We start from the raw sequence: 18,548 nt of genomic DNA on the forward strand, positions 1-18,548 counted from the left end.
GGTCCGGCCCGGATGACGGAGGAACCTGCGGTGCCGCAACAACGTGCGGCTTCGGCCGACGATCAGGCACTGTTGGCACGTCTCCGAGCCGGTGAGGACAAGGCGTTCAGCGAGCTTTTCGAGCTGCACGCGGCGGGCGTCCGGCGTCTTGCCCGCGGGCTCGCGGCCGAGGAGTCCGAGGCCGAGGACATCACCGCGGAAACGTTTTTTCGGGTGTTGCAGGCCTTGCGCCGGGGCTCGGGGCCCAAGGACCACATTCGCGCGTACCTGTTGACCGTTGCCCGCCGGGTTTCGTGGGAATGGCGTGGCGCCCGCCGGGATGTGCCGGTCACCGATGACGAGTTGACCAGCCGGGCGGGCGCGGGCGCGGACGCGCATGCGGGCACGGCGGAGCGGAACCTGATCGCGACCGCCTTCACCAGCCTGCCCGAGCGGTGGCGAGTCGTGCTGTGGCAGACCGAGGTCGAGGGCGAGCAGCCCGCCGTGGTGGCGCCGTACTTCGGGTTGAGCGCCAACGCGACCGCGGCACTGGCGCGGCGGGCCCGCCAGGGGTTGCGTGCCGCGTATCTGCAGGCACACCTGGCCATGAACCAGGCGTCCGATGTCGGCTGCCGGGGGGTGATCGACAAACTGGGCGGGTACACCGCCGGCAGCGTGACCGGGGCGGAGGCTCGCCGGATCCGCACCCATCTACGCGGCTGTGCTTCCTGCCGCGCCATGCATGCGGAACTGCGGGACGTTTGCTCGTCGCTGCGCTCGCACGCGGGTGCGCTGGCGATGCTGGTGCCGGCGACGGCCGCCGCCGCTGCCACTGCCGCGGCGAAGTCGGGTTCCGGCCTGTTCGCGGTGTTGAAGGGCATGCTCGTCTCGAAGCTCAAGGTGGGGATCGCGCTGGCCTCGACGGCCGCGGCGGGGGTGGTCGGGTTCACCGTGGGGCCCGCGCTGGTCAACTCGGCGTCGCATCCGGTCAGCCTGCCGGGCGGGGTGGAACTGAAGATCGCGGCCCCGTCGTCGTCGTTGTCCGGTGGCTCTCCGAGCGCGACCATGCCGCTCGTGCAGGCGGCGCCGGAGTCCACGGTATCGCCCGAGCGGACCGTCGATTCCAGTTCCACCAGCCGCCGGCCGCCTGTGAAGGCATCGCCGGCGCCCAAGATTTCCTCGCCGTCCTCGGCGGCGGATGTCCCGCCCAGGTCGCGCTCCACCCCGGCCGAGGGGAGCGAGGGCGAGTCGCGCATCGACATCAGCACCGGGTCGTCGGCCCCGTACTCCGCCTCGTCCGGCCGGTCCCACGCCCCGGGGCACACCCGGACGCACGTCGACCCCGGTTCCCGCGGCTGGCCGATCTGGCTGTGGCTGGGGCCGCCCGGGGACTGGCCGAACCACGGCGGCCCCATCCTGCGTTCCGGCGGCGATGGTCGAGGCTGGTGATCATCTGCCCCGCTGGATCTCGCGCGGCTGGCCTTCGTCGCGCTACCGTTGACCCCGGCTCATGAACGATCGAGCGGAAGGCTTTGGGCATGAACCGGGCGGTGCGCGGCGGCGACGAGCGTGAGTGGGTCATCCGGGCACAGATGGAGTGGCGCCGCCCGGCCACCGTGGAGGACTTCGAACACGATGTCGCGGGCAGTCCCGTGCCCGGGATCGCGATGCTCACGGTGACTCTGGTGCTCGTCCTCGTTTTGGTGCTCTGGCTGCCCGACGGGGTGGTCGTGCCGCCGTGGGTGATCTACGGCCTGCTGTTGATCATCGTGTTCTTCCCGTTGCGCTGGGTGCTGAACCGCCCGTGGAAGGTGGTCGCCGAGACGGAGGGCGATCTGGTGGGGGAGCAGCCGCCGGAGCGCTGGGTCGGGATCGTGTCGGGCATGTTCCGGGTGCGTCGCGAGGTCCAGGATGTCGCGAAGTCGATCCAGAAGCACTCGCTGCCCGACTTCGACGGTCCCCTGCATCCGGTGGAGTGATCGATGCCCGAGTTACCCGAGGTCGAAGCGCTCGCCCATCACCTGCGTGAACACGCGGTCGGGCGGACGGTGACACGCGTCGACGTGGCTTCGCCTTCGGTGCTCAAGACGTTCAGCCCGCAGTGGACGATCCTGCATGGCCAGGAGGTGGTCGGGGCGGGCCGCCATGGCAAGCACCTCGACCTCATGGTCGCGGACCCGGACGGCGCGGGTGCGGTGCACCTGGTGATCCATCTGGCGCGGGCCGGCTGGCTTCGCTGGTCGGATTCGCTGTCCCCGGTTCCGCCGAAACCGGGCCGTGGGCCGCTCGCCCTGCGGGTGCACCTCTCGGCATCCCGCGCGGGTGGCGACAAGAGCGACGCCGGCCCGGGCTTCGACCTCACCGAGGCCGGCACGAAGAAGGGCCTGGCGGTGTGGATCGTGCGCGATCCCCGGGAAGTGGCCGGCATCGCGCGGCTGGGCCCGGACGCGCTCGAAGTGGACCGCGAACGCCTCGGGAAGCTGTTCGCCGGGCGCACCGAGCGGCTCAAAACGGCGCTCACCGACCAGTCGTTGATCGCCGGCATCGGAAACGCCTACTCGGACGAAATCATGCACACCGCGAAGCTCTCGCCGTATGCCACGCCCGGAAAACTCCCGGGAGAGGCACTGGACCGGCTGGCGGCCGCGATGCACGACGTGCTGACCGCGGCGGTGGACCGTTCCGTCGGACAGGACGCGGCGCGGCTGAAGGGCGAGAAGCGTTCCGGCCTGCGGGTGCACGGGCGGGCCGGCCTGCCGTGCCCGGTTTGCGGTGATACCGTGCGCGAAATTTCCTTCGCCGACAAGTCTTTCCAGTACTGCCCGACCTGTCAGACCGGCGGCAAGCCGCTCGCCGACCGACGGCTTTCCCGCCTGTTGAAGTAGCCCGGAGCCCGGCGGGGCGGAGCACCACCTACCGCACGGTAAGCACGACTACACAGAAAGTGGGCCGGAAGGGTTGCACCCCACGCACCAAGCGCAGAGCATTGACGCCGTGGCCGGGTTGCCGATCGCGCAGATCATCCCTTGGACAGTCGTGGGCTTGCTGTTGATCGCCCTGATCGTCGTCCTCGCCCGCTCGCGAAAGCCCAGCAGCTTCGTGGACGACGCGGTGCTGGAAGCCGTCTACCACATGTCGAAGGCCACTCCGGACCTGCGGCGGGGCTTCGACCAGAGCTCCGCGGACCGGATCACCTCCCAACTGCTCGAACTGCTCAAGTGCGTCGCGATCGGCATCACGGACGCCGAAGGCACGCTGGTGTCCTGGGACGGCGAGGCCAACGACCACTACGTCGACCTGACCTCCGCGATCTATTTGGCCATCCGCAAACTCCGCCGCGAGGTCGTCGCGCACGACGACGTGCCGTGCGACCACCGCAGCACCTGCAAGATGCGGACCGCGGTGATCGTGCCGCTGATCGTGGACGGCGAGATCGAGGCGGTGCTCATCGTCGTGGGCCGCACCCGTGGCAAGCGGCTGATCCAGATGGCCGACGCGGTCGCCCAGTTCGTGTGCACCCAGTTCGAGCTGGCCCGGCTCGACGAGTCGAAGAGCCAGCTCCAGCAGGCCGAGATCAAGGCGTTGCGGGCGCAGATCTCGCCGCACTTCATCTACAACGCGCTCAACACGATCTCATCGCTGATCCGGACCGACCCGGAGGAGGCACGCGAGTTGCTGCAGGAGTTCGCGGACTTCACGCGGTACTCCTTCCGCACCTCCGGCATGTTCACGTCGCTGGCCGACGAACTGCGCAACATCGACCGCTACCTGACCATCGAGCGCGCCCGCTTCGGGGGCCGCCTGGAAGTCCGGCTCAAGATCGCGCCCGAGGTGCTGTCGGTGGTCGTGCCGTTCCTGATCATCCAGCCGCTGGTGGAAAACGCCGTCCAGCACGGCCTGGCGAACAAGCCCAGCGGCGGGATGGTCACCGTGACCGCGCAGGACTACGGCACCGAGGCGCTGATCAGCGTGGAGGACGACGGCATCGGCATGGACCCGGCCCGCCTGGCCGACCTACGCAACTCGCACCGCACCGGCGCGCACGTCGGGCTCGGCAACATCAACGCCCGGATGCGGCAGCTCTTCGGCGACGAGTACGCGCTGATGGTCGAGACCGCACCCGGTGCCGGGATGAAGGTGACCCTGCGGGTGCCGAAGTTCGCGCCCGGCGTGCGCACCGAGTTGCCCGACTACTCGGCCGCGGTGCCGCCGCAGAAGGCGCGCACCAACGGGTCGTCGCCCGCCCCCGCCCACCGCGCCGGCTAGCGACTGTTCGGTGGACGGCCCACAGCAAGCGGCTCCACTGCTTGGGAAACGCTGGCCGAGCCCGCCGGCCGTCACGTCTTCAGCGGGGCGGGCCTAACCTGGCGTCATGGACGTCAAGAGTGTCACCAGCAAGATTCCGCGGATCGGTGACCGGGGTGACCGCACGGACATCGTCTCGGTGGTCAAGTTACACGGCGTGATCACGCCGACGCCGTCGCCATTCACCCGGGGGGTGATCAACCTCGCCGCCGTCGAATCCGCCCTGACCAGGGCGTTTGGCCACGACCGGCTCAAAGCGGTGGCCCTGCTGGTCAACTCGCCGGGTGGCGCACCTACGCAGTCCGGGCTGGTCGCGGAACGGATCCGCCAGCTGGCCGCCAAGAAACCCGGCGTCGAAGTGCTCGCCTTCTGCGAGGACGTGGCGGCGTCCGGCGGGTACTGGCTCGCGTGCGCCGCCGACGAGATCTACGCGCACCGGACCTCCGTGGTCGGCTCGATCGGCGTGATCAGCGGGGGGTTCGGGTTCGCCGGACTGCTGGAGCGATTCGGCATCGAGCGGCGGCTGCACACCGCGGGTGAGAACAAGGCGCGGCTCGACCCGTTCACCCCGGAGAAGCCGGAAGACGTCGAGTGGCTCAAGAAGATGCACGCCCAACTGCACGAGCTGTTCGTGGACTGGGTGAAGGAGCGGCGCGGTGACCGGCTTGCCGGGACCGAGGAGCTGTTCACCGGCGACGTCTGGCTGGGCGGCCGGGCCATGGACCTCGGCCTGGTCGACGGCATTGGGAGCCTTCGCGAGGTGATCGCGCAGCGTTATCCGGACGCGCAGATCTCCGTTGCGGAGCCCAAGAAGCCGTTGCTGGCCAGGCTGGGGATCGGCGCGCCGGCGGCGGCCAGTGCGATGTTGGACGCGGTGACGCAGCGCGCCGCGTGGTCACGCTTCGGTCTGTGAGCGGGGCGCCAGACCCGTCGCCCGGCAGCGGTATGGACATCTTGCTAATTGGCGAGAAAGATGCGAACCACTGTGAGTGCGCACAACGACAACCGACGGCTCATCGTCCTGGCGGTCGACGATGAGCCACATGGTCTGAACCTGCTCGTTGACGGATTGCGGAACAACCCCCGCATCGCCAAGGTGTTCCGGGCGGTCGACGCGGCCGAAGCGCTGCGCCTGCTGGCCGCCGAGGACCCGGAACTGCGGCAGCGCAAGGAACTCGGGCTGCCGGTGATCGACGCGGTTTTCGCCGATCTCCAGATGCCCGGCCTGTCCGGCATGGAGATGGCGCGGGTGTTCTCCGCCCTGAACCCTGCGCCGGTCCTGGTGTTCGTCACCGGCCATGCGCACGAAGCGGTCAACGCCTTCGATCTCGGCGCGGTCGACTACCTGCTCAAGCCGTGCGACCAGAGCAGGCTGGACCGCGCCATCGACCGCGTGCTGGAGAAGCTGCGCTCGGCGCCGGCCCCGGCCGACGTGGCCGCCACGCCGGCCCAACCGGACGAGGACGAGGTGATCCCGGTCGAACTGGCCGGGACCACCAAGCTGGTGCCCCGCTCGACCGTCCGCTGGGTGGAGGCCCAGGGCGACTACGCCCGGCTGTTCACCGACGACGGCAACAGTCACCTCGTCCGCATCCCGCTCACCCAGCTCGAGGAGCGCTGGGCGAAGGCCGGGTTCGTGCGGATCCACCGGTCGTTCCTGGTCGCCCTGAACCTGATCACCGAGTTGCGCATGGGTCAGGGCGGTTACCAGGTGGTGATCGGCAACGGGGACAAGCTCCTTCCGGTCTCACGGCGCCATACCCGTGAGCTCAAGGACCGTCTCACCGGCCGATGAACGAGGACTTTCGCTTCGCCGGCGGGTTCGGAGAGCGGGACCCGGCGCTGCAGAAGAGCGGGCATGTGCCCGCGCCGGTGGAGTCGATCCCGCCCGCGCCGCCGGCGGAGCCTGCGTCGCAGCCCGCGAAGCCCCCGAAACGGCAGCGGGTGGTGCTGGCCGACCCACGCTCCCGGTCGCGGCCGGTCCTGCGCGCCCGGGTCGAGCTGGAGGAGCAGACCAGCTGGGGCGAGGCGCTGATCAAGGATCTGGTCAAGCGCCAGCTGCGCACCGCGGTGCTGCTGGGTCTGGTGATGCTGGTCCTGCTCGGTTCGCTGCCGCTGGCCTTCTACTTCTCGCCGACCTTCGCCCAGCTCAAGGTGATCGGGATACCGTTGGCCTGGCTGCTGCTCGGCGTCCTGCCGTTCCCGCTGCTGCTCGTGGCCGGTCTGGTCCACAACCGGCTCGCCGAGGCTCACGAGCGCGAGTTCGTCGACCTGATCGACAACTGATCGGCCCACTTGCCTGCCCTGAGACAATCACTCGGTGCAGTTGAACCCGTGGGCGTTGACCGCAGTCGTGCTGGTCGCTGTCCCGGCCTACTACCTGGGTAGCCGTGCGTCCCGGTTCGCCAGCTCCACACAGGACTTCCTGGTCGCACGACGAACGGTGCGCTCACGGCGCAACGCGGCCGCGATCTCCGGTGAGTTCCTCTCTGCCGCGTCGTTCCTCGGTGTCGCCGGGATCGTGTTGAAGGAGGGCGCCGACGGCCTGTGGTACCCGATCGGCTTCACCGCGGGCTACCTGGCGCTCATGCTGTTCGTCGCCGCGCCGTTGCGGCGCTCCGGCGCCTACACCGTGCCGGACTTTCTCCAGGCGCGGCTCGGGTCGGTGGTGTTGCGCCGGTTCGCGACCACGTTCATGGTCTGCATCGGCGTGCTCTATCTCGTGCCGCAGCTGCAGGGCGCCGGCCTGGTGGTGAGCACGGTGCTGCCCGTGCCGGTCTGGGTCGGCGCGGCGGGCATGACCGTGCTCGTGGCGGTCAACGTGATCGGCGGTGGCATGCGCGCGATCACGCTGGTGCAGGCATTTCAGTACTGGGTGAAGCTGTTCGCCATCGCGGTCCCGGCGTTCGCGCTGTGCGTGGTGTTCCTCAGCACCGGCCGGCCCGGTCCGGCCGGTGCGCTCGACTCCCCAGCACCTCCGGTGTTCGCCGAGGAGACCACGGTGGACCTGCAAACCGACGTGACGCTCAGGGTGACCACGCTGACCCCGGTCTGGGTGCAGGAGCCGGGCGCCAAGACCGAGCATCTGGAGGCATGGGCGGCCGGCACCACCACACACCTGCACCGCGGCGCCAGGCTGACCTTCTCGGCCGGCACCCCGGCTCCGGTGGCCGACGGGCCCGCGAACAACACCGACTGGCTGCGCCCCGGCTCGGGTGGTCTGCCGGACATGCTGCGGACCTACTCGCTGATCATGGCGCTGGTCTTCGGCACGATGGGCCTGCCGCACGTGCTCGTGCGCTATTACACGAACCCCGACGGTAAGGCGGCCCGGCGGACCACCGCGCACGTGCTGCTGTTGCTCGGCCTGTTCTACCTGTTCCCGATCGTGCTGGGCGCGATGGCCCGGATGTACGTGCCGAGATTGCTGGTCACCAACCAGACCGACGCCGCGCTGGTGTGGCTGCCGACCACCATGTTGCCCGGGCTGGCCGGCCAACTGGTGGGCGCGGTGATCATGGCGGGTGTGTTCTCCGCGCTCGTGTCGACCTCGTCGGGCCTGCTGGTGGGCATCGCCGGGTTGCTGTCCACGGAGGTGTTCCGGGGCCGGACCTCGCATTTCCGCACGGCCGCCGCCGTCGCGGCGCTGATGGCGGTGGCGATCGCGATGGTCCTGCGGCCGACCGACCTTGCCACCAGCGTCGGGATGTCCTTCGCGCTGGCCGCCTCGACCTTCTCGCCGCTGCTGGTGCTCGGGGTGTGGTGGCGCGGGCTCACCTGGCCGGGCGCGCTGGCCGGCATGGTCATCGGCGGCGGGCTGGTGATCGTCGCGTTGTGCAGCTACGCCCTCAACGGTTACGGGGGACGCCACCTGTCCTGGTTCACCGTCCAGCCGGCGCTGATCACCGTGCCGATCGCGTTCGTGGTCACCATCCTGATGAGCCTGGCCACCCGCGGGGGCCGGCCGGCGGATGTGAACGCGTTCATGCTGCGCCTGCACGCGCCCGACCCGCTCGGGTTCACGCGTGATCGCACCCCGGCCCGGTTCGGGCAGGTGGCCGGGCGTCCGCGCGCCGGTCGCGGTCGGCACCGAAAGTAGTCGCGCCGTTATTCTCCGCCCATACACCCATTCGGCGGTATTGACTGGGTGACTTTATAACATCTTGAGAAAGTTCGGATTGAGAACCGGCTAAATATAGCTGACTCAGAGCAAAACAGACACCGAACGATGGGCCGGTCGTGGACTTATTCACTCGAATGGACGAGCAACTTCCAGAGCGTTTAACGGCAAGATCTACGCGCATCCCCGAGACGGTAATGAGGGAGGGCTATTCAAAGTCCGGGTTCGTGCTTCGGCGAGTGGAAGACGCGCCGCCGGAGGCTTCGCGAACGCGGCTGCGGGCCGCCGGAGGTGGTTGGCCGAGTGTGCGTCGCCAAGTCGCGGTCCGTAGACGCGTTCGTCGATCGCACGTTTTGAATCACACAGAGGAGAGATCATGCATTTGGAGGTTGTCCGGTGAACGGTGCCGACCACGACGTCGCACCAGGGTCGAGTCCTGAAAGCGACGACGGCGCGACGGAGGAGACTCCGGCGACCGGCGGGGCCGCGACAGAGACGACTCCGGGTACCGATTGGGAGCAAATTCAGGGGAGCGCAGACTTCGCCGACTTGCGGCGGAGGCTCCGGGTCTTCGTCTTCCCGATGACTGTCCTCTTTCTCGTGTGGTACCTGCTGTACGTCCTGCTTGCGGACTACGCCCACGGCTTCATGTCCACGAAGCTCTTCGGCAACATCAATGTCGGGCTGATCTTCGGCCTGCTGCAGTTCGTGTCAACGTTCTTGATCACCTGGCTCTATGTCCGGTACGCAAGCCGGAAGCTCGACCCGGTGTCCGACAAGATCCGTGGTGAGATCGAGGGGGAGTCCGAGTGATCAACCTGGCCGCGGGCGTCGAGGGCAGTAACCCGACGCTCAACATCGCCATCTTCGCGATCTTCGTGGCGATCACGCTGGTGATCGTCTTCTGGGCGAGCCGCAATACCAAGACCGCTTCGGACTACTACGCGGCCGGCCGCGCTTTCACCGGCCCGCAGAACGGCATCGCCATTTCCGGCGACTATCTGTCCGCGGCGTCGTTCCTCGGCATCGCGGGCGCGATCGCGGTCAACGGCTACGACGGGTTCCTTTACTCGATCGGGTTCCTCGTCGCCTGGCTGGTCGCCCTGCTGCTGGTCGCGGAGCTGCTCCGCAACACCGGCAAGTTCACCATGGGCGACGTGCTCGCGTTCCGGATGAAGCAGCGTCCGATCCGGGCCGCGGCCGCCATCTCCACCCTGGTGGTCTCGTTCTTCTACCTGCTCGCCCAGATGACGGGCGCCGGTGGTCTGGTCAACCTGCTGCTCGGTGTCAGCGGCGACGTCGGCCAGGACATCGTCATCGCGGTCGTCGGCGTGATCATGGTGCTGTACGTCCTGATCGGTGGGATGAAGGGCACCACCTGGGTGCAGATCATCAAGGCCGCGCTGCTCATCGTCGGCGCGCTGGCGATGACGCTGTGGGTGCTCGGCAAGCACGGCTTCAACTTCTCCAGCCTTCTGCAGCACGCGGTCGACAACGGCGGCAAGAACGGTGAGTCGCTGCTCGGACCGGGCAAGCAGTACGGCAAGAGCGGCACGAGCAAGCTCGACTTCCTGTCGCTGGGCATTGCGCTGGTGCTGGGCACCGCGGGCCTGCCGCACGTGCTGATGCGCTTCTACACGGTGCCGACTGCGCGCGACGCCCGGCGATCCGTGGTGTGGGCCATCGTGCTGATCGGTGTGTTCTACCTGTTCACCCTGGTGCTCGGGTTCGGCGCCGGCGCGCTGGTCGGCCCGGACAAGATCAACAAGGCGCCGGGCACCGTCAACTCCGCGGCCCCGTTGCTCGCGCTGGAGCTCGGTGGCCCGGTGCTGCTCGGGTTCATCGCGGCGGTCGCGTTCGCCACCATCCTGGCCGTGGTCGCCGGCCTGACGATCACGGCGTCGGCGTCGTTCGCGCACGACGTGTACGCCAACGTGATCAAGAAGGGCGCGGTCGACAGCAAGAACGCCGAGGTGCGGGTCGCCCGGATCACCGCGCTGGTCATCGGCGCGGTCGCGATCGTCGGTGGCATCCTGGCCAAGAGCCAGAACGTGGCCTTCCTGGTGGCGCTGGCGTTCGCGGTCGCGGCCTCGGCGAACCTGCCGACCATCCTGTACTCGCTGTTCTGGAAGCGGTTCAACACCCGGGGCGCGCTGTTCAGCATCTACGGTGGCCTGATCGTCACCATCGTGCTGATCGTGTTCTCGCCCGCGGTGTCCGGTGACAAGACGTCGATGATCAAGGGCGTCGACTTCCACTGGTTCCCGCTGTCGAACCCGGGCCTGATCTCCATTCCGGTTTCGTTCTTCCTCGGCTGGCTGGGCACGGTCATGTCTAAGGAGCGCACCGCGAAGTACGCGGAGATGGAGGTGCGCGCCCTCACCGGCGCCCACGCCGAAAAGGCAAGCGCGCACTAAAGCGATGCCGTTCGGCCCTCGTCGCGAGGCCACCTCGGCCGGCAGCCCCTGCCGGAGGAGGTGGCCTCGCAGTGTTATTCGGAACATGTTCGGGTAGCCAGGCCGTGACATGGGTTGTCGGCTGCCGGTCGTTCACGCAGGCGGCCTGCCTCCCCGCCCATGTGCAGCGTCGTTGTTCGTCGCCACAGGCGCCGATCTCGCGTTTGCATGGTGGTCCCGCCTTTATGGGCGTTGAATGCGGCCAAGTGCGAGGATGTAGGCGTGAATCCGGGAGAACTGCCTACCGCGTCCGTGTCCGAACTGCCGACCGAGGGCCTCACTCTGCTCGATGTGCGGGAACAAGACGAGTGGGCCGCGGGCCACGCCCCCGGGGCCATCCACATCCCGCTCGGCGAGCTGCCCGCCCGGGTCGGCGAGCTCGGCGAACTGCCCGACGACAAGCCCGTCTACGTCGTCTGCCGGTCGGGCGGCCGCTCGGCCAGGGCCGCCGCGTGGCTGAACTCGAGCGGCTGGGAGGCGGTCAACGTGGCCGGTGGGATGAAGTCGTGGCACTCCGAAGGCCGCCCCGTCGTCGGTGAACACCCCGGCATCGCCCCGGCGATCATCTGAGGGCTTCGGCACGAACATGGCTGGTCATGGTCCGCGACGGTCGCTTCCGCGTATGCGCTGGGTGGCCTCACCGCCTCCCGGCGCGTATCGGCCCCACCGGCGACGGCAGCCGGAGCGGTACCTGGGCCCGCCCGCGTACCCGGCCCCGCCCCGCTGGGGTTTTCCGAACCTGACCTGGCGGGAGCCGACGAACGTGCCCGGCACCGCGTCCAGCTTTCCGACGCCGCTCGAGCGCGCGCGGTTGCTCGCCCGGAACGCGATCACCGTGCTGTGGTTTCTCGCCGGCCTGGCGACGGTCGCTTCCGCCGCGGAGTTCTGGCGGTACGCGCTGCTGGTGATCAGCCGGGACACCGCGCTCAGCAGCGGTGTCGTGGGCATGTCCGACACCCTGGAGATGACCTCCTCGCTGCTCACCGCCGTGTTCGGGTTGATGGCGCTGGGCTCGGTGTTGTGGTGGCTGCTCGTGATCCGGTACGCCGCGGCGGAGGAGAACGGCCACGTGCCACCGCGGTCCTCCCGGGAGGTGGTCATCGGCGCCCTGGTGCCCGGGATCAACCTGGTGCTGGCCGGTTCGATCCTCGCCGAGCTCGAACACGTGGTGCTGCGCCGTCCCCCGGACCGGCGCCCCCGGCCCTCGCGCCTGGTGCTGGCCTGGTGGGCCGCGTGGCTGGTGAACGGGCTGGCCATGGTGCTGGTCATCGGGGCGCGGTTTTTCGACAGCATCCAAGCGCAGGCCAACGCCGTGCTGCTCACCGGTGTCCTGAGCGCCTCCGCCGCGCTACTGGCCGGGCTGACCGCTGTGGTCGTGCACCGGCTGACGAGCCTGATCGCCCCGGTTCCGCTGCGCCGCCTGCGCCGGCGCAGGGTCGTTTCGGTCCGCGGCGCCCCGCTGCCCCAGCTCCGGCCGGACCGGCCCGCCGGCGCCGCACGCTGAATCTTCGGCGAACTGCGCGCCGGACCTTCGGCCGGGTTTTCGGCGGCGGCAGCGCGTGCCGCCGAGTCTGCTGCTCCGCAGTTCCGCTGACACCGGCCCGCCGGGCCTCAGGCCGACACCGGCAGGGTGCGCAGGCCGCGGATCACGAACTCGGGGCGCCGCTGCGGCTCGCCGGCCAGGCAGAGCCTGGGCAGTTGGGCGAGCAGAGCACGCAGTGCCGCGGCGATTTCGACGCGGGCCAGTGGCGCCCCGACGCAGTAATGGATTCCCCCGCCGAACCCGAGGTGGGGGTTGGGTGAACGCCCGACGTCGAGCGTTTCGGGCGCGTCGAACACCGCCGGGTCGTGGGCCGCGGCGCCGAGCAGGGCGGCGATCTTCTCGCCCCGCGCCACGCGGAAACCGGCGATCTCCACGTCCTCGGTCGCGGTCCGCTCGAACAGTTGCAGCGGCGAGTCGTACCGGATCAGCTCCTCGACCGCGGTCTCCACCAGTCCCGGATCGTCACGCAGCCGCTGCCACTGACCGGGATTTCGCAGCAGCGCCCACACGCCGTTGCCGATCACGTTCACCGTCGCTTCGTGCCCGGCCATGAGTAGCAACACGGCCGTCGCCACCACCTCGTCCGCGGACAGGCCGTCCTCCGTGCCGCTCGCGGCCACCAGGTCGGTCACCATGTCATCGCCCGGATTCCGGCGCCTGTCGTCGGCCAGCTCGCGCAGGTAGGCCACGAACTCGGCGGCGGCGCGCTCGGCGGCGTCCTGTTGCGCGGCGGGCAGGCCGTACTCGTACATCTTCACGATCGTGTTGCTCCACGGGACCAGCTTCGGCCGGTCGGCCTCGGGGACCCCGAGCAGTTCGGCGATCACTGCCACCGGCAACGGCTGCGCGAGGTGTTCGAGCAGGTCCGCGGGTCGACCGTCGGCGATCACTGCGGCGATTTCGGCGACCATCGTCTCGGCAAGCCGTTCGACCGTCGGTCGCAACCGCGCCACGTGGCCGCGCGCGAACGCCGCCGAGATCGTCCGTCGGAGCCGGGTGTGCGCGGGCGGTTCGCTCTCCAGCAGGGAGTTGCGGTGCAGCAAGTTGAATGAGACGAACCGCTCGGCCGGGGTCGCGTCGGTCCAGATCCGGCCGAGCCCGCGATGCCGCAACACCGCCGAAGCCGCGTTGTGCGAGACGGCGATCGGCAGGCCCAGCCCATCGTGCTGGTGCACCTCACCCGCCACGCGCAGCCGAGCGAACTCCGGGTACGGGTCGGCGAGGAAATCCGGATCACGTGGATCGAACATGCGCCAGACGATAACCGGAAGAGCCCCATCCGTGGAGTGCGCGAGGAGAAGTCACGGCCTGGCTGCCCGCGCACGTTCGGTATCGGAGGGGACGCTGTTCAAAACGCGAGATGACCGCTCAAGGCAACGCCCAGCGATGCTGCACGTGGGCGGGGAGGCAGGCCGCCCATCGTGGTCGACCGGCAGCCGACGAGGAGAAGTCACGGCCTGGCTGCCCGCGCACGTTCCCAATGACACTGAGTATTCTCCAGCCATGGGAAAGGCCGCGCGCAAGAAGAACAAGGCGCCGAAGGTCCGGGACGTGTTCGTGGCACAGCCGTTCGAAGGGCTCGCCGCCGAGCCCGAGCTGATCGCGATGCGCGAGTTCGTCCCGTCGGCGACCGCGAGACTGTCCATCGCGGACAGCCCGGATCTCCTCGTCACGCTGGGCACGGTGCTGCCGATGGCCGCGGCCGCGTTCGTCCGCTCCGACGGTGAGATCTTCCTCGGGCTGCAGGTCCAGACCCGCTCCTCCGACGTCAGCCGCGACCTCGGCCGGTCGCTGCGCTGGGCGTTGCAGGCCAAGGAGGGCGACGTGCTCTCCGTTCCCGACACCACCAGCCCGCCCGCCGAGGGCGGCGGCGAGCGGCTGCAGGACCTGCTGGTTCCCGACGCCGAACTCGACGTGAACCTGCACCGGGACTTCTCCTGGTGGCTGCCCGAGGACACCGAACCAACGGGCGAGGTCAAGCTCTCGCTGGACCGCGCGAACGAGGCGATCATGCCCACCGAACGGCTGGGACCCGGCTCGTACTGGGTGCTGGCCGGCGAGAAGGCGCACCTGCGCTGGGTTCGTTCCGAGCCGGAGAACCGGCTGCTGCAGGCTTTGGCCCGCCTGTCCGCGGCGGGCGAGCTCGGACTCGGCGAGGGCTCCCGTTACGCCGGTTCGTTCCGGGCACACGGGTTGCTGGTGCCGGTGTGGGACCTCGACCCGGACGCGCACGCGCGCGAGTGGGCCGAGCCGGCCAAGCAGCTCGGCGTGCGCCTGGACGCCGCGCTGGCGTCGCTGGACGACGAGCCGTTGAACGCGACCGAGCGCCGGGCGCGTGACGGCCTGATCGGGCGGCAGCTCACGCTTCGATGATCCTGCACATCTGTTCCGCCACTGAGTGGACGGGCCAGGAGTATCGCGCGCCTTCGCTGGAAACCGACGGGTTCATTCACTGTTCCGATCCCGGCACTGTGCACCTGCCAGCCAACTCGCTGTACGCCGGCCGGATCGATCTTGTGCTGCTGGAGATCGATCCGGCCAGGCTGGACGTGCCGATGCGCTGGGAGCCCGGGGTTCCGCCACACCCCGCCGGTATCTGGTTTCCGCACGTCTACGGCCCGATCAACGCGGACGCCGTGGTGGCCGTGCACGATTTCCTGCCCGCGTCCGACGGTGCCTTCCGGCCACCGGACAGTGTCGCGAGACCGTAACGGAGTGCACGATTTCGTAACGGGTCGTGGACGGTCGGTAACTCGAACGATCCCGCTGCCGACTTACTGACACCGGGCATGGTCGCTGGCGGCGCGGGGCGAATTCGCCAGTGAAGGCAACCGGAGGGGGCCGGCATGCGTGATTTCGGTGAGGGAGAAGTACATACGGCGGAGGGAGACCTCGCGGTGACGACCACCGTGCGCGCCACCGCGACCCGGCCGCCGCCGACCACGTCGGCCGAACTCGCCGATTTCGGCGAGTTCGTGCAGGCCAGCTTGCCCGGCCTCCTGCGCTACGGGCACGCGCTCACCGGCAACCCGCACGATGCGGCGGACCTGGTGCAGGGCGTGCTCGAGAAGATCGGTGCGCGCTGGTCACGGGTGCGGCGCAAGACCGGCGACCCGCTGGCCTATGTCCGCAGGTCGATGGCGAACGCGCACATCTCGCGGTGGCGTCGGACCCGCCGCGAGAGCCTGGTCGCCGACCTCCCCGACGCCGCCATCGTGGTGGACGACGACCCGTTCGAGCACGAGCCGTTGTGGCAGGCACTGCGGGACCTCCCGCCGAAACAGCGCGCCGTGATCGTGCTGCGTTACTACGAAGGACTGTCGGAAATGGAGATAGCGCAGACGCTCGGGGTCAGCCAGGGCACGGTGAAGAGCCAGGCCAGCAAGGCGATCGCGAGTCTGCGCAGAAAGATGGGCGAAGGCAGGGGTGAGAGTTGACCGCCGACGACGAAGAACTGGGCCGCGAACTGCGACGGTTGTTCGATGACGCGCGGCTCGACGTGCTTCCCCGCGAAGGCGCGGAGGAGGCCCTGGTGGCCGGGGCGCGGCGGGTTCGCCGTCGCCGGGCCGCGCTGACCACGGCCGGTGGCGCCCTGAGCGCGGTCGTGCTCGTGGTGGGCAGCCTGCTGGCCGGCAGCCTGCGGCCGGATTCCACGCAGACCGCGTCTCCCGCCGGCCCGGGGCCCGAACCGAGTACGACGAGCTCGGTGGAGCCCCCGGTCCCGTCGGCCCCGCCGATGCCGAACGTGACCAGGTCGCCGGTCGCGCAGCGCACTTCTACGACGCCTGATCCGCCGCAAGGGTCGTTGTCGGCAACCACGGTCCCCGGGCGCGACACGTCGCGGCCCGGCCAGGTTTCGGCGTTGCCGGGTTCCGTGCTCGGACCCACCGGGTACGGTCTTCTTCAGCTCGGCATGTCTTTCCAGACCGCGAAAGCGACCGGGATGCTCGCCGGCGCGAGCACGCCACCGACGACTTGCACCACGTACACGCTCAAAGAAGGTTCGTACGCGGTCTCCACCGTGTACATCTCGCCGGCGGACGGGATCGTGCGGTTCACCGCAGGCGGGGCGCATACCCCGCAGGGCATCGAGGTCGGCTCGACGATGGCGCAACTGCAGGTCGCCTACCCCGGACTTTCGAAGAGCTCGGTGGCATACGAAGCATCGACCGGGTCGGGCGGGAGCTACGTGTTCTACGTCGACGGCCACGGACTGGTGACGTCCATGGAACTCATCGGCCCCGCCCTCACCTGCTGAGCGGTTACAGCGCCCCGCCCGCGACCGGCGGCATGGTGGGGTCGCCGGCGGGAGCGGGGGCGGCCTGGCGGGCCAGGAAGTTCTCCACGTCGAACAGGTTGCCGCTGGCCCGCCGGACGACGTTCAGCAGCGTGGACATCGCGGAGACCTCCTCGACCTGCTCCTTGAGGAACCACTGCATGAACTGCTCGCCCTGGTAGTCCTCCTCGGCGCGGGCGGTCTTGGCCAGGGCCTTGATGTCCGCGGTGACCGTCTTCTCCTGTTCCACCGCCAGTTCGACGAGTTCGGAAGCCTCGGCGAAGTCGTTGCGGATCTCGCCGCTGCTCGGAATCTCCACGCGGTGGTCGGTGTCGATCAGGTAGCGCACGAGCGCGAGCGCATGATTGCGTTCCTCGACCGCCTGCTGGTAGAAGCGCTTGGCAAGTTCCGGCAGGTCCTCGCTGTCGAACCAGACCGCCAGCGCCAGGTACTGCTGCGAAGCGGTGAACTCGTTCTGCACCTGCTGTTGCAGCAGTTCGTGGAACTTGGACCGCGGTTCCTTCGTCCTGGTCGCCATGAGGGTCACGATAGGCGCCCACCCAAGGCTTTTCCACTTGTGCGCGGGCCGCCCAGATCGACTTGACCAGGGCTTTTGCTTGAAAGCGGGGGGTATCTTCAGCCGAGCGGGTCACGCACGATCGGGCAGGACATGCATCGCGGCCCGCCCCGCCCGGAACCGAGTTCGGAGCCCGCGATCGGCAGCACCTCGATTCCCGCGTCGGCCAGCCGCGCGTTGGTTTCCAGGTTGCGCTCGTAGCCCACGACGACCCCGGGTGCGAGTGCGAGCGTGTTGTTACCGTCGTCCCACTGCTCGCGCTCGGCGGTCACCGGATCGAGGCCGGTGTCGATCACGCGTAGCTTCTCGATGCCCATCGCTTCCGCGGCCGCCTGCAGGAACGGCTCCGGGCCGTCGACGCGCAGCGACCCGTCGTCGTTGGGCCGCAGCGGGTAGGCCACCAGGGAATCGCGCGCGAGGGGATACATCACGACCGCGTCCCGGTCGACCATCGTGCACACCGTGTCCAGGTGCATGGTGGCGCGTGTCTGCGCGATCGGCACCGCGAGCACGGTGTGGGCGAGACCGTCGGCGAACACCGAACGGGCGAGCGACTCCGCGCCGGCCGGGGTGGTGCGCTCGCCGACGCCCACGGCCAGCACGCCGGGAGCCAGCAGCATGACGTCGCCGCCTTCGACCGGCGCCGAGTGGGCGCCGTAGGCGCGAGCGGCATGCCGGAATCGCGGGTGGTAGGCGTAGATCAGGTCCAGCAGCGCGGTTTCGCGGCGGCGGGCGGGCATGGCCAGCGACGAGATCGCCACGCGGTCGCCGATCCACACCGAGGAATCGCGGGTGAACAGCAGGTTCGGCAGCGGGTCGACGGCGAAGTCGTGCGGGTGGTGCATCCTGCGCACCAACGAGGCACCCGCGTTCAGTTCGGGCAGCTCCTCGAAGGTGACCCCGGACATGAGTGCCTCGGTCAGCGTCGCCGCGTCCACAGTGGACAGATGGATGCGCAGGGCGTCGGCGAGGGCCTCGCCGAGCCGCTTGGCGTCGAGGGCGGCCTGCACACCCGCCGCATGTGCCCGCGTGTCGGCAAGTGTCTCGCGCAGCACGTCGACCAGCAGCAACACCTCCACACCCCGGGCGCGCAGCACCTCGGCGAACGCGTCGTGCTCCTCCTGAGCCCGGTCCACCCACGGGATCGAGTCGAACAGGAGCTGGTCGTTGTTGCGCGGGGTGAGGCGTTTGAGCTCGTTACCGGGCCGGTGCAGCAGCACCGAACGCAGTCGTCCGACCTCGCTGTCTACTCGGGGAGTCACGTGTCCCATCTAAGACGCGCGATCGCGAAC

Annotated in this window: 19 protein-coding genes; 16 read left to right on the plus strand and 3 right to left on the minus strand. The window is 69.2% G+C overall.

Annotation, left to right across the window (positions count from 1 at the left end):
* Positions 1–12 precede the first annotated feature (12 nt).
* The 12 genes from A3CU_RS44400 to A3CU_RS0111495 all read left to right on the plus strand — a co-directional run bounded on the left by A3CU_RS44400 (position 13) and on the right by A3CU_RS0111495 (position 12,364).
* Positions 13–1,428, plus strand: coding sequence for a sigma factor (locus A3CU_RS44400; RefSeq protein ID WP_084143208.1), 1,416 nt, complete (start codon positions 13–15; stop codon positions 1,426–1,428).
* Positions 1,429–1,517: 89 nt separating this feature from the next.
* Entirely contained in the window at positions 1,518–1,958 is a 441-nt protein-coding gene (locus A3CU_RS0111445; protein WP_027942405.1) for a hypothetical protein, read from the plus strand.
* A gap of 3 nt (positions 1,959–1,961) precedes the next feature.
* Positions 1,962–2,864, plus strand: coding sequence for an Fpg/Nei family DNA glycosylase (locus tag A3CU_RS0111450; protein ID WP_027942406.1), 903 nt, complete (start codon positions 1,962–1,964; stop codon positions 2,862–2,864).
* 100 nt (positions 2,865–2,964) lie between these two features.
* Complete coding sequence (locus A3CU_RS0111455; protein WP_027942407.1) at positions 2,965–4,245, plus strand: histidine kinase; 1,281 nt, start codon at positions 2,965–2,967, stop codon at positions 4,243–4,245.
* Positions 4,246–4,351: 106 nt separating this feature from the next.
* On the plus strand, positions 4,352–5,197 hold the full coding sequence (locus tag A3CU_RS0111460) for a S49 family peptidase (protein WP_027942408.1): 846 nt from the start codon (positions 4,352–4,354) through the stop codon (positions 5,195–5,197).
* Positions 5,198–5,257: 60 nt separating this feature from the next.
* Positions 5,258–6,079: a LytR/AlgR family response regulator transcription factor gene (locus A3CU_RS0111465; protein WP_043840932.1), complete on the plus strand. Its 822-nt coding sequence runs from the start codon at positions 5,258–5,260 to the stop codon at positions 6,077–6,079.
* Positions 6,076–6,570 (plus strand): hypothetical protein, encoded by a 495-nt coding sequence (locus A3CU_RS0111470; protein ID WP_027942410.1) that lies wholly within the window; start codon positions 6,076–6,078, stop codon positions 6,568–6,570. The genes A3CU_RS0111465 and A3CU_RS0111470 overlap by 4 nt, the downstream gene beginning before the upstream one ends.
* Before the next feature lie 34 nt (positions 6,571–6,604).
* Complete coding sequence (locus A3CU_RS0111475; RefSeq protein ID WP_027942411.1) at positions 6,605–8,383, plus strand: sodium/solute symporter; 1,779 nt, start codon at positions 6,605–6,607, stop codon at positions 8,381–8,383.
* Between the two features lie 543 nt (positions 8,384–8,926).
* On the plus strand, positions 8,927–9,217 hold the full coding sequence (locus A3CU_RS44405) for a DUF485 domain-containing protein (protein ID WP_043840963.1): 291 nt from the start codon (positions 8,927–8,929) through the stop codon (positions 9,215–9,217).
* Positions 9,214–10,821 (plus strand): solute symporter family protein, encoded by a 1,608-nt coding sequence (locus A3CU_RS0111485; RefSeq protein ID WP_027942412.1) that lies wholly within the window; start codon positions 9,214–9,216, stop codon positions 10,819–10,821. The genes A3CU_RS44405 and A3CU_RS0111485 overlap by 4 nt, the downstream gene beginning before the upstream one ends.
* A gap of 207 nt (positions 10,822–11,028) precedes the next feature.
* Positions 11,029–11,430, plus strand: a complete 402-nt coding sequence (locus A3CU_RS0111490; RefSeq protein ID WP_052371644.1) for a rhodanese-like domain-containing protein — start codon at positions 11,029–11,031, stop codon at positions 11,428–11,430.
* A gap of 52 nt (positions 11,431–11,482) precedes the next feature.
* A complete protein-coding gene (locus A3CU_RS0111495; RefSeq protein ID WP_027942414.1) occupies positions 11,483–12,364 on the plus strand; it encodes a DUF4328 domain-containing protein in 882 nt (293 codons plus the stop codon).
* Between the two features lie 107 nt (positions 12,365–12,471).
* Here A3CU_RS0111495 and A3CU_RS0111500 read toward each other — a convergent pair whose 3' ends face one another.
* On the minus strand, positions 12,472–13,653 hold the full coding sequence (locus tag A3CU_RS0111500) for a cytochrome P450 (RefSeq protein WP_027942415.1): 1,182 nt from the start codon (positions 13,651–13,653) through the stop codon (positions 12,472–12,474).
* A 253-nt stretch (positions 13,654–13,906) separates the two neighbouring features.
* Between A3CU_RS0111500 and A3CU_RS0111505 the strand changes: the two genes are divergently transcribed.
* The 4 genes from A3CU_RS0111505 to A3CU_RS0111520 all read left to right on the plus strand — a co-directional run bounded on the left by A3CU_RS0111505 (position 13,907) and on the right by A3CU_RS0111520 (position 16,661).
* A complete protein-coding gene (locus A3CU_RS0111505) occupies positions 13,907–14,776 on the plus strand; it encodes a DUF5926 family protein (protein ID WP_027942416.1) in 870 nt (289 codons plus the stop codon).
* Positions 14,773–15,114, plus strand: a complete 342-nt coding sequence (locus tag A3CU_RS0111510; protein WP_027942417.1) for a DUF952 domain-containing protein — start codon at positions 14,773–14,775, stop codon at positions 15,112–15,114. Before A3CU_RS0111505 ends, A3CU_RS0111510 begins: the two co-directional genes overlap by 4 nt.
* A 186-nt stretch (positions 15,115–15,300) precedes the next feature.
* On the plus strand, positions 15,301–15,840 hold the full coding sequence (locus A3CU_RS0111515) for a SigE family RNA polymerase sigma factor (RefSeq protein WP_425388234.1): 540 nt from the start codon (positions 15,301–15,303) through the stop codon (positions 15,838–15,840).
* Positions 15,837–16,661 (plus strand): hypothetical protein, encoded by an 825-nt coding sequence (locus A3CU_RS0111520; protein WP_027942419.1) that lies wholly within the window; start codon positions 15,837–15,839, stop codon positions 16,659–16,661. Before A3CU_RS0111515 ends, A3CU_RS0111520 begins: the two co-directional genes overlap by 4 nt.
* Positions 16,662–16,665: 4 nt before the next feature.
* Here the strand turns inward: A3CU_RS0111520 and A3CU_RS0111525 are convergent, their stop codons facing one another.
* On the minus strand, positions 16,666–17,217 hold the full coding sequence (locus A3CU_RS0111525) for a ferritin (protein ID WP_027942420.1): 552 nt from the start codon (positions 17,215–17,217) through the stop codon (positions 16,666–16,668).
* A 98-nt stretch (positions 17,218–17,315) separates the two neighbouring features.
* On the minus strand, positions 17,316–18,518 hold the full coding sequence (arcA, locus tag A3CU_RS0111530; RefSeq protein ID WP_425388235.1) for an arginine deiminase: 1,203 nt from the start codon (positions 18,516–18,518) through the stop codon (positions 17,316–17,318).
* Positions 18,519–18,548 lie beyond the last annotated feature (30 nt).

This window comes from Amycolatopsis taiwanensis DSM 45107, from assembly GCF_000519205.1.
Lineage (GTDB): Bacteria > Actinomycetota > Actinomycetes > Mycobacteriales > Pseudonocardiaceae > Amycolatopsis_E > Amycolatopsis_E taiwanensis.

What these genes read in the sequence shown, in the direction of transcription:
- A3CU_RS44400 (WP_084143208.1), top strand. Translation starts at nt 13, where the DNA reads ATGACGGAGGAACCTGCGGTGCCGCAACAACGTGCGGCTTCGGCCGAC.
- A3CU_RS0111525 (WP_027942420.1), bottom strand. Translation starts at nt 17,217, where the DNA reads ATGGCGACCAGGACGAAGGAACCGCGGTCCAAGTTCCACGAACTGCTG.
- A3CU_RS0111490 (WP_052371644.1), top strand. Translation starts at nt 11,029, where the DNA reads ATGGTGGTCCCGCCTTTATGGGCGTTGAATGCGGCCAAGTGCGAGGAT.
- A3CU_RS0111500 (WP_027942415.1), bottom strand. Translation starts at nt 13,653, where the DNA reads ATGTTCGATCCACGTGATCCGGATTTCCTCGCCGACCCGTACCCGGAG.
- A3CU_RS0111505 (WP_027942416.1), top strand. Translation starts at nt 13,907, where the DNA reads ATGGGAAAGGCCGCGCGCAAGAAGAACAAGGCGCCGAAGGTCCGGGAC.
- A3CU_RS0111450 (WP_027942406.1), top strand. Translation starts at nt 1,962, where the DNA reads ATGCCCGAGTTACCCGAGGTCGAAGCGCTCGCCCATCACCTGCGTGAA.
- A3CU_RS0111445 (WP_027942405.1), top strand. Translation starts at nt 1,518, where the DNA reads ATGAACCGGGCGGTGCGCGGCGGCGACGAGCGTGAGTGGGTCATCCGG.
- A3CU_RS0111495 (WP_027942414.1), top strand. Translation starts at nt 11,483, where the DNA reads ATGCGCTGGGTGGCCTCACCGCCTCCCGGCGCGTATCGGCCCCACCGG.
- A3CU_RS0111470 (WP_027942410.1), top strand. Translation starts at nt 6,076, where the DNA reads ATGAACGAGGACTTTCGCTTCGCCGGCGGGTTCGGAGAGCGGGACCCG.
- A3CU_RS0111510 (WP_027942417.1), top strand. Translation starts at nt 14,773, where the DNA reads ATGATCCTGCACATCTGTTCCGCCACTGAGTGGACGGGCCAGGAGTAT.
- A3CU_RS0111460 (WP_027942408.1), top strand. Translation starts at nt 4,352, where the DNA reads ATGGACGTCAAGAGTGTCACCAGCAAGATTCCGCGGATCGGTGACCGG.
- A3CU_RS0111465 (WP_043840932.1), top strand. Translation starts at nt 5,258, where the DNA reads ATGCGAACCACTGTGAGTGCGCACAACGACAACCGACGGCTCATCGTC.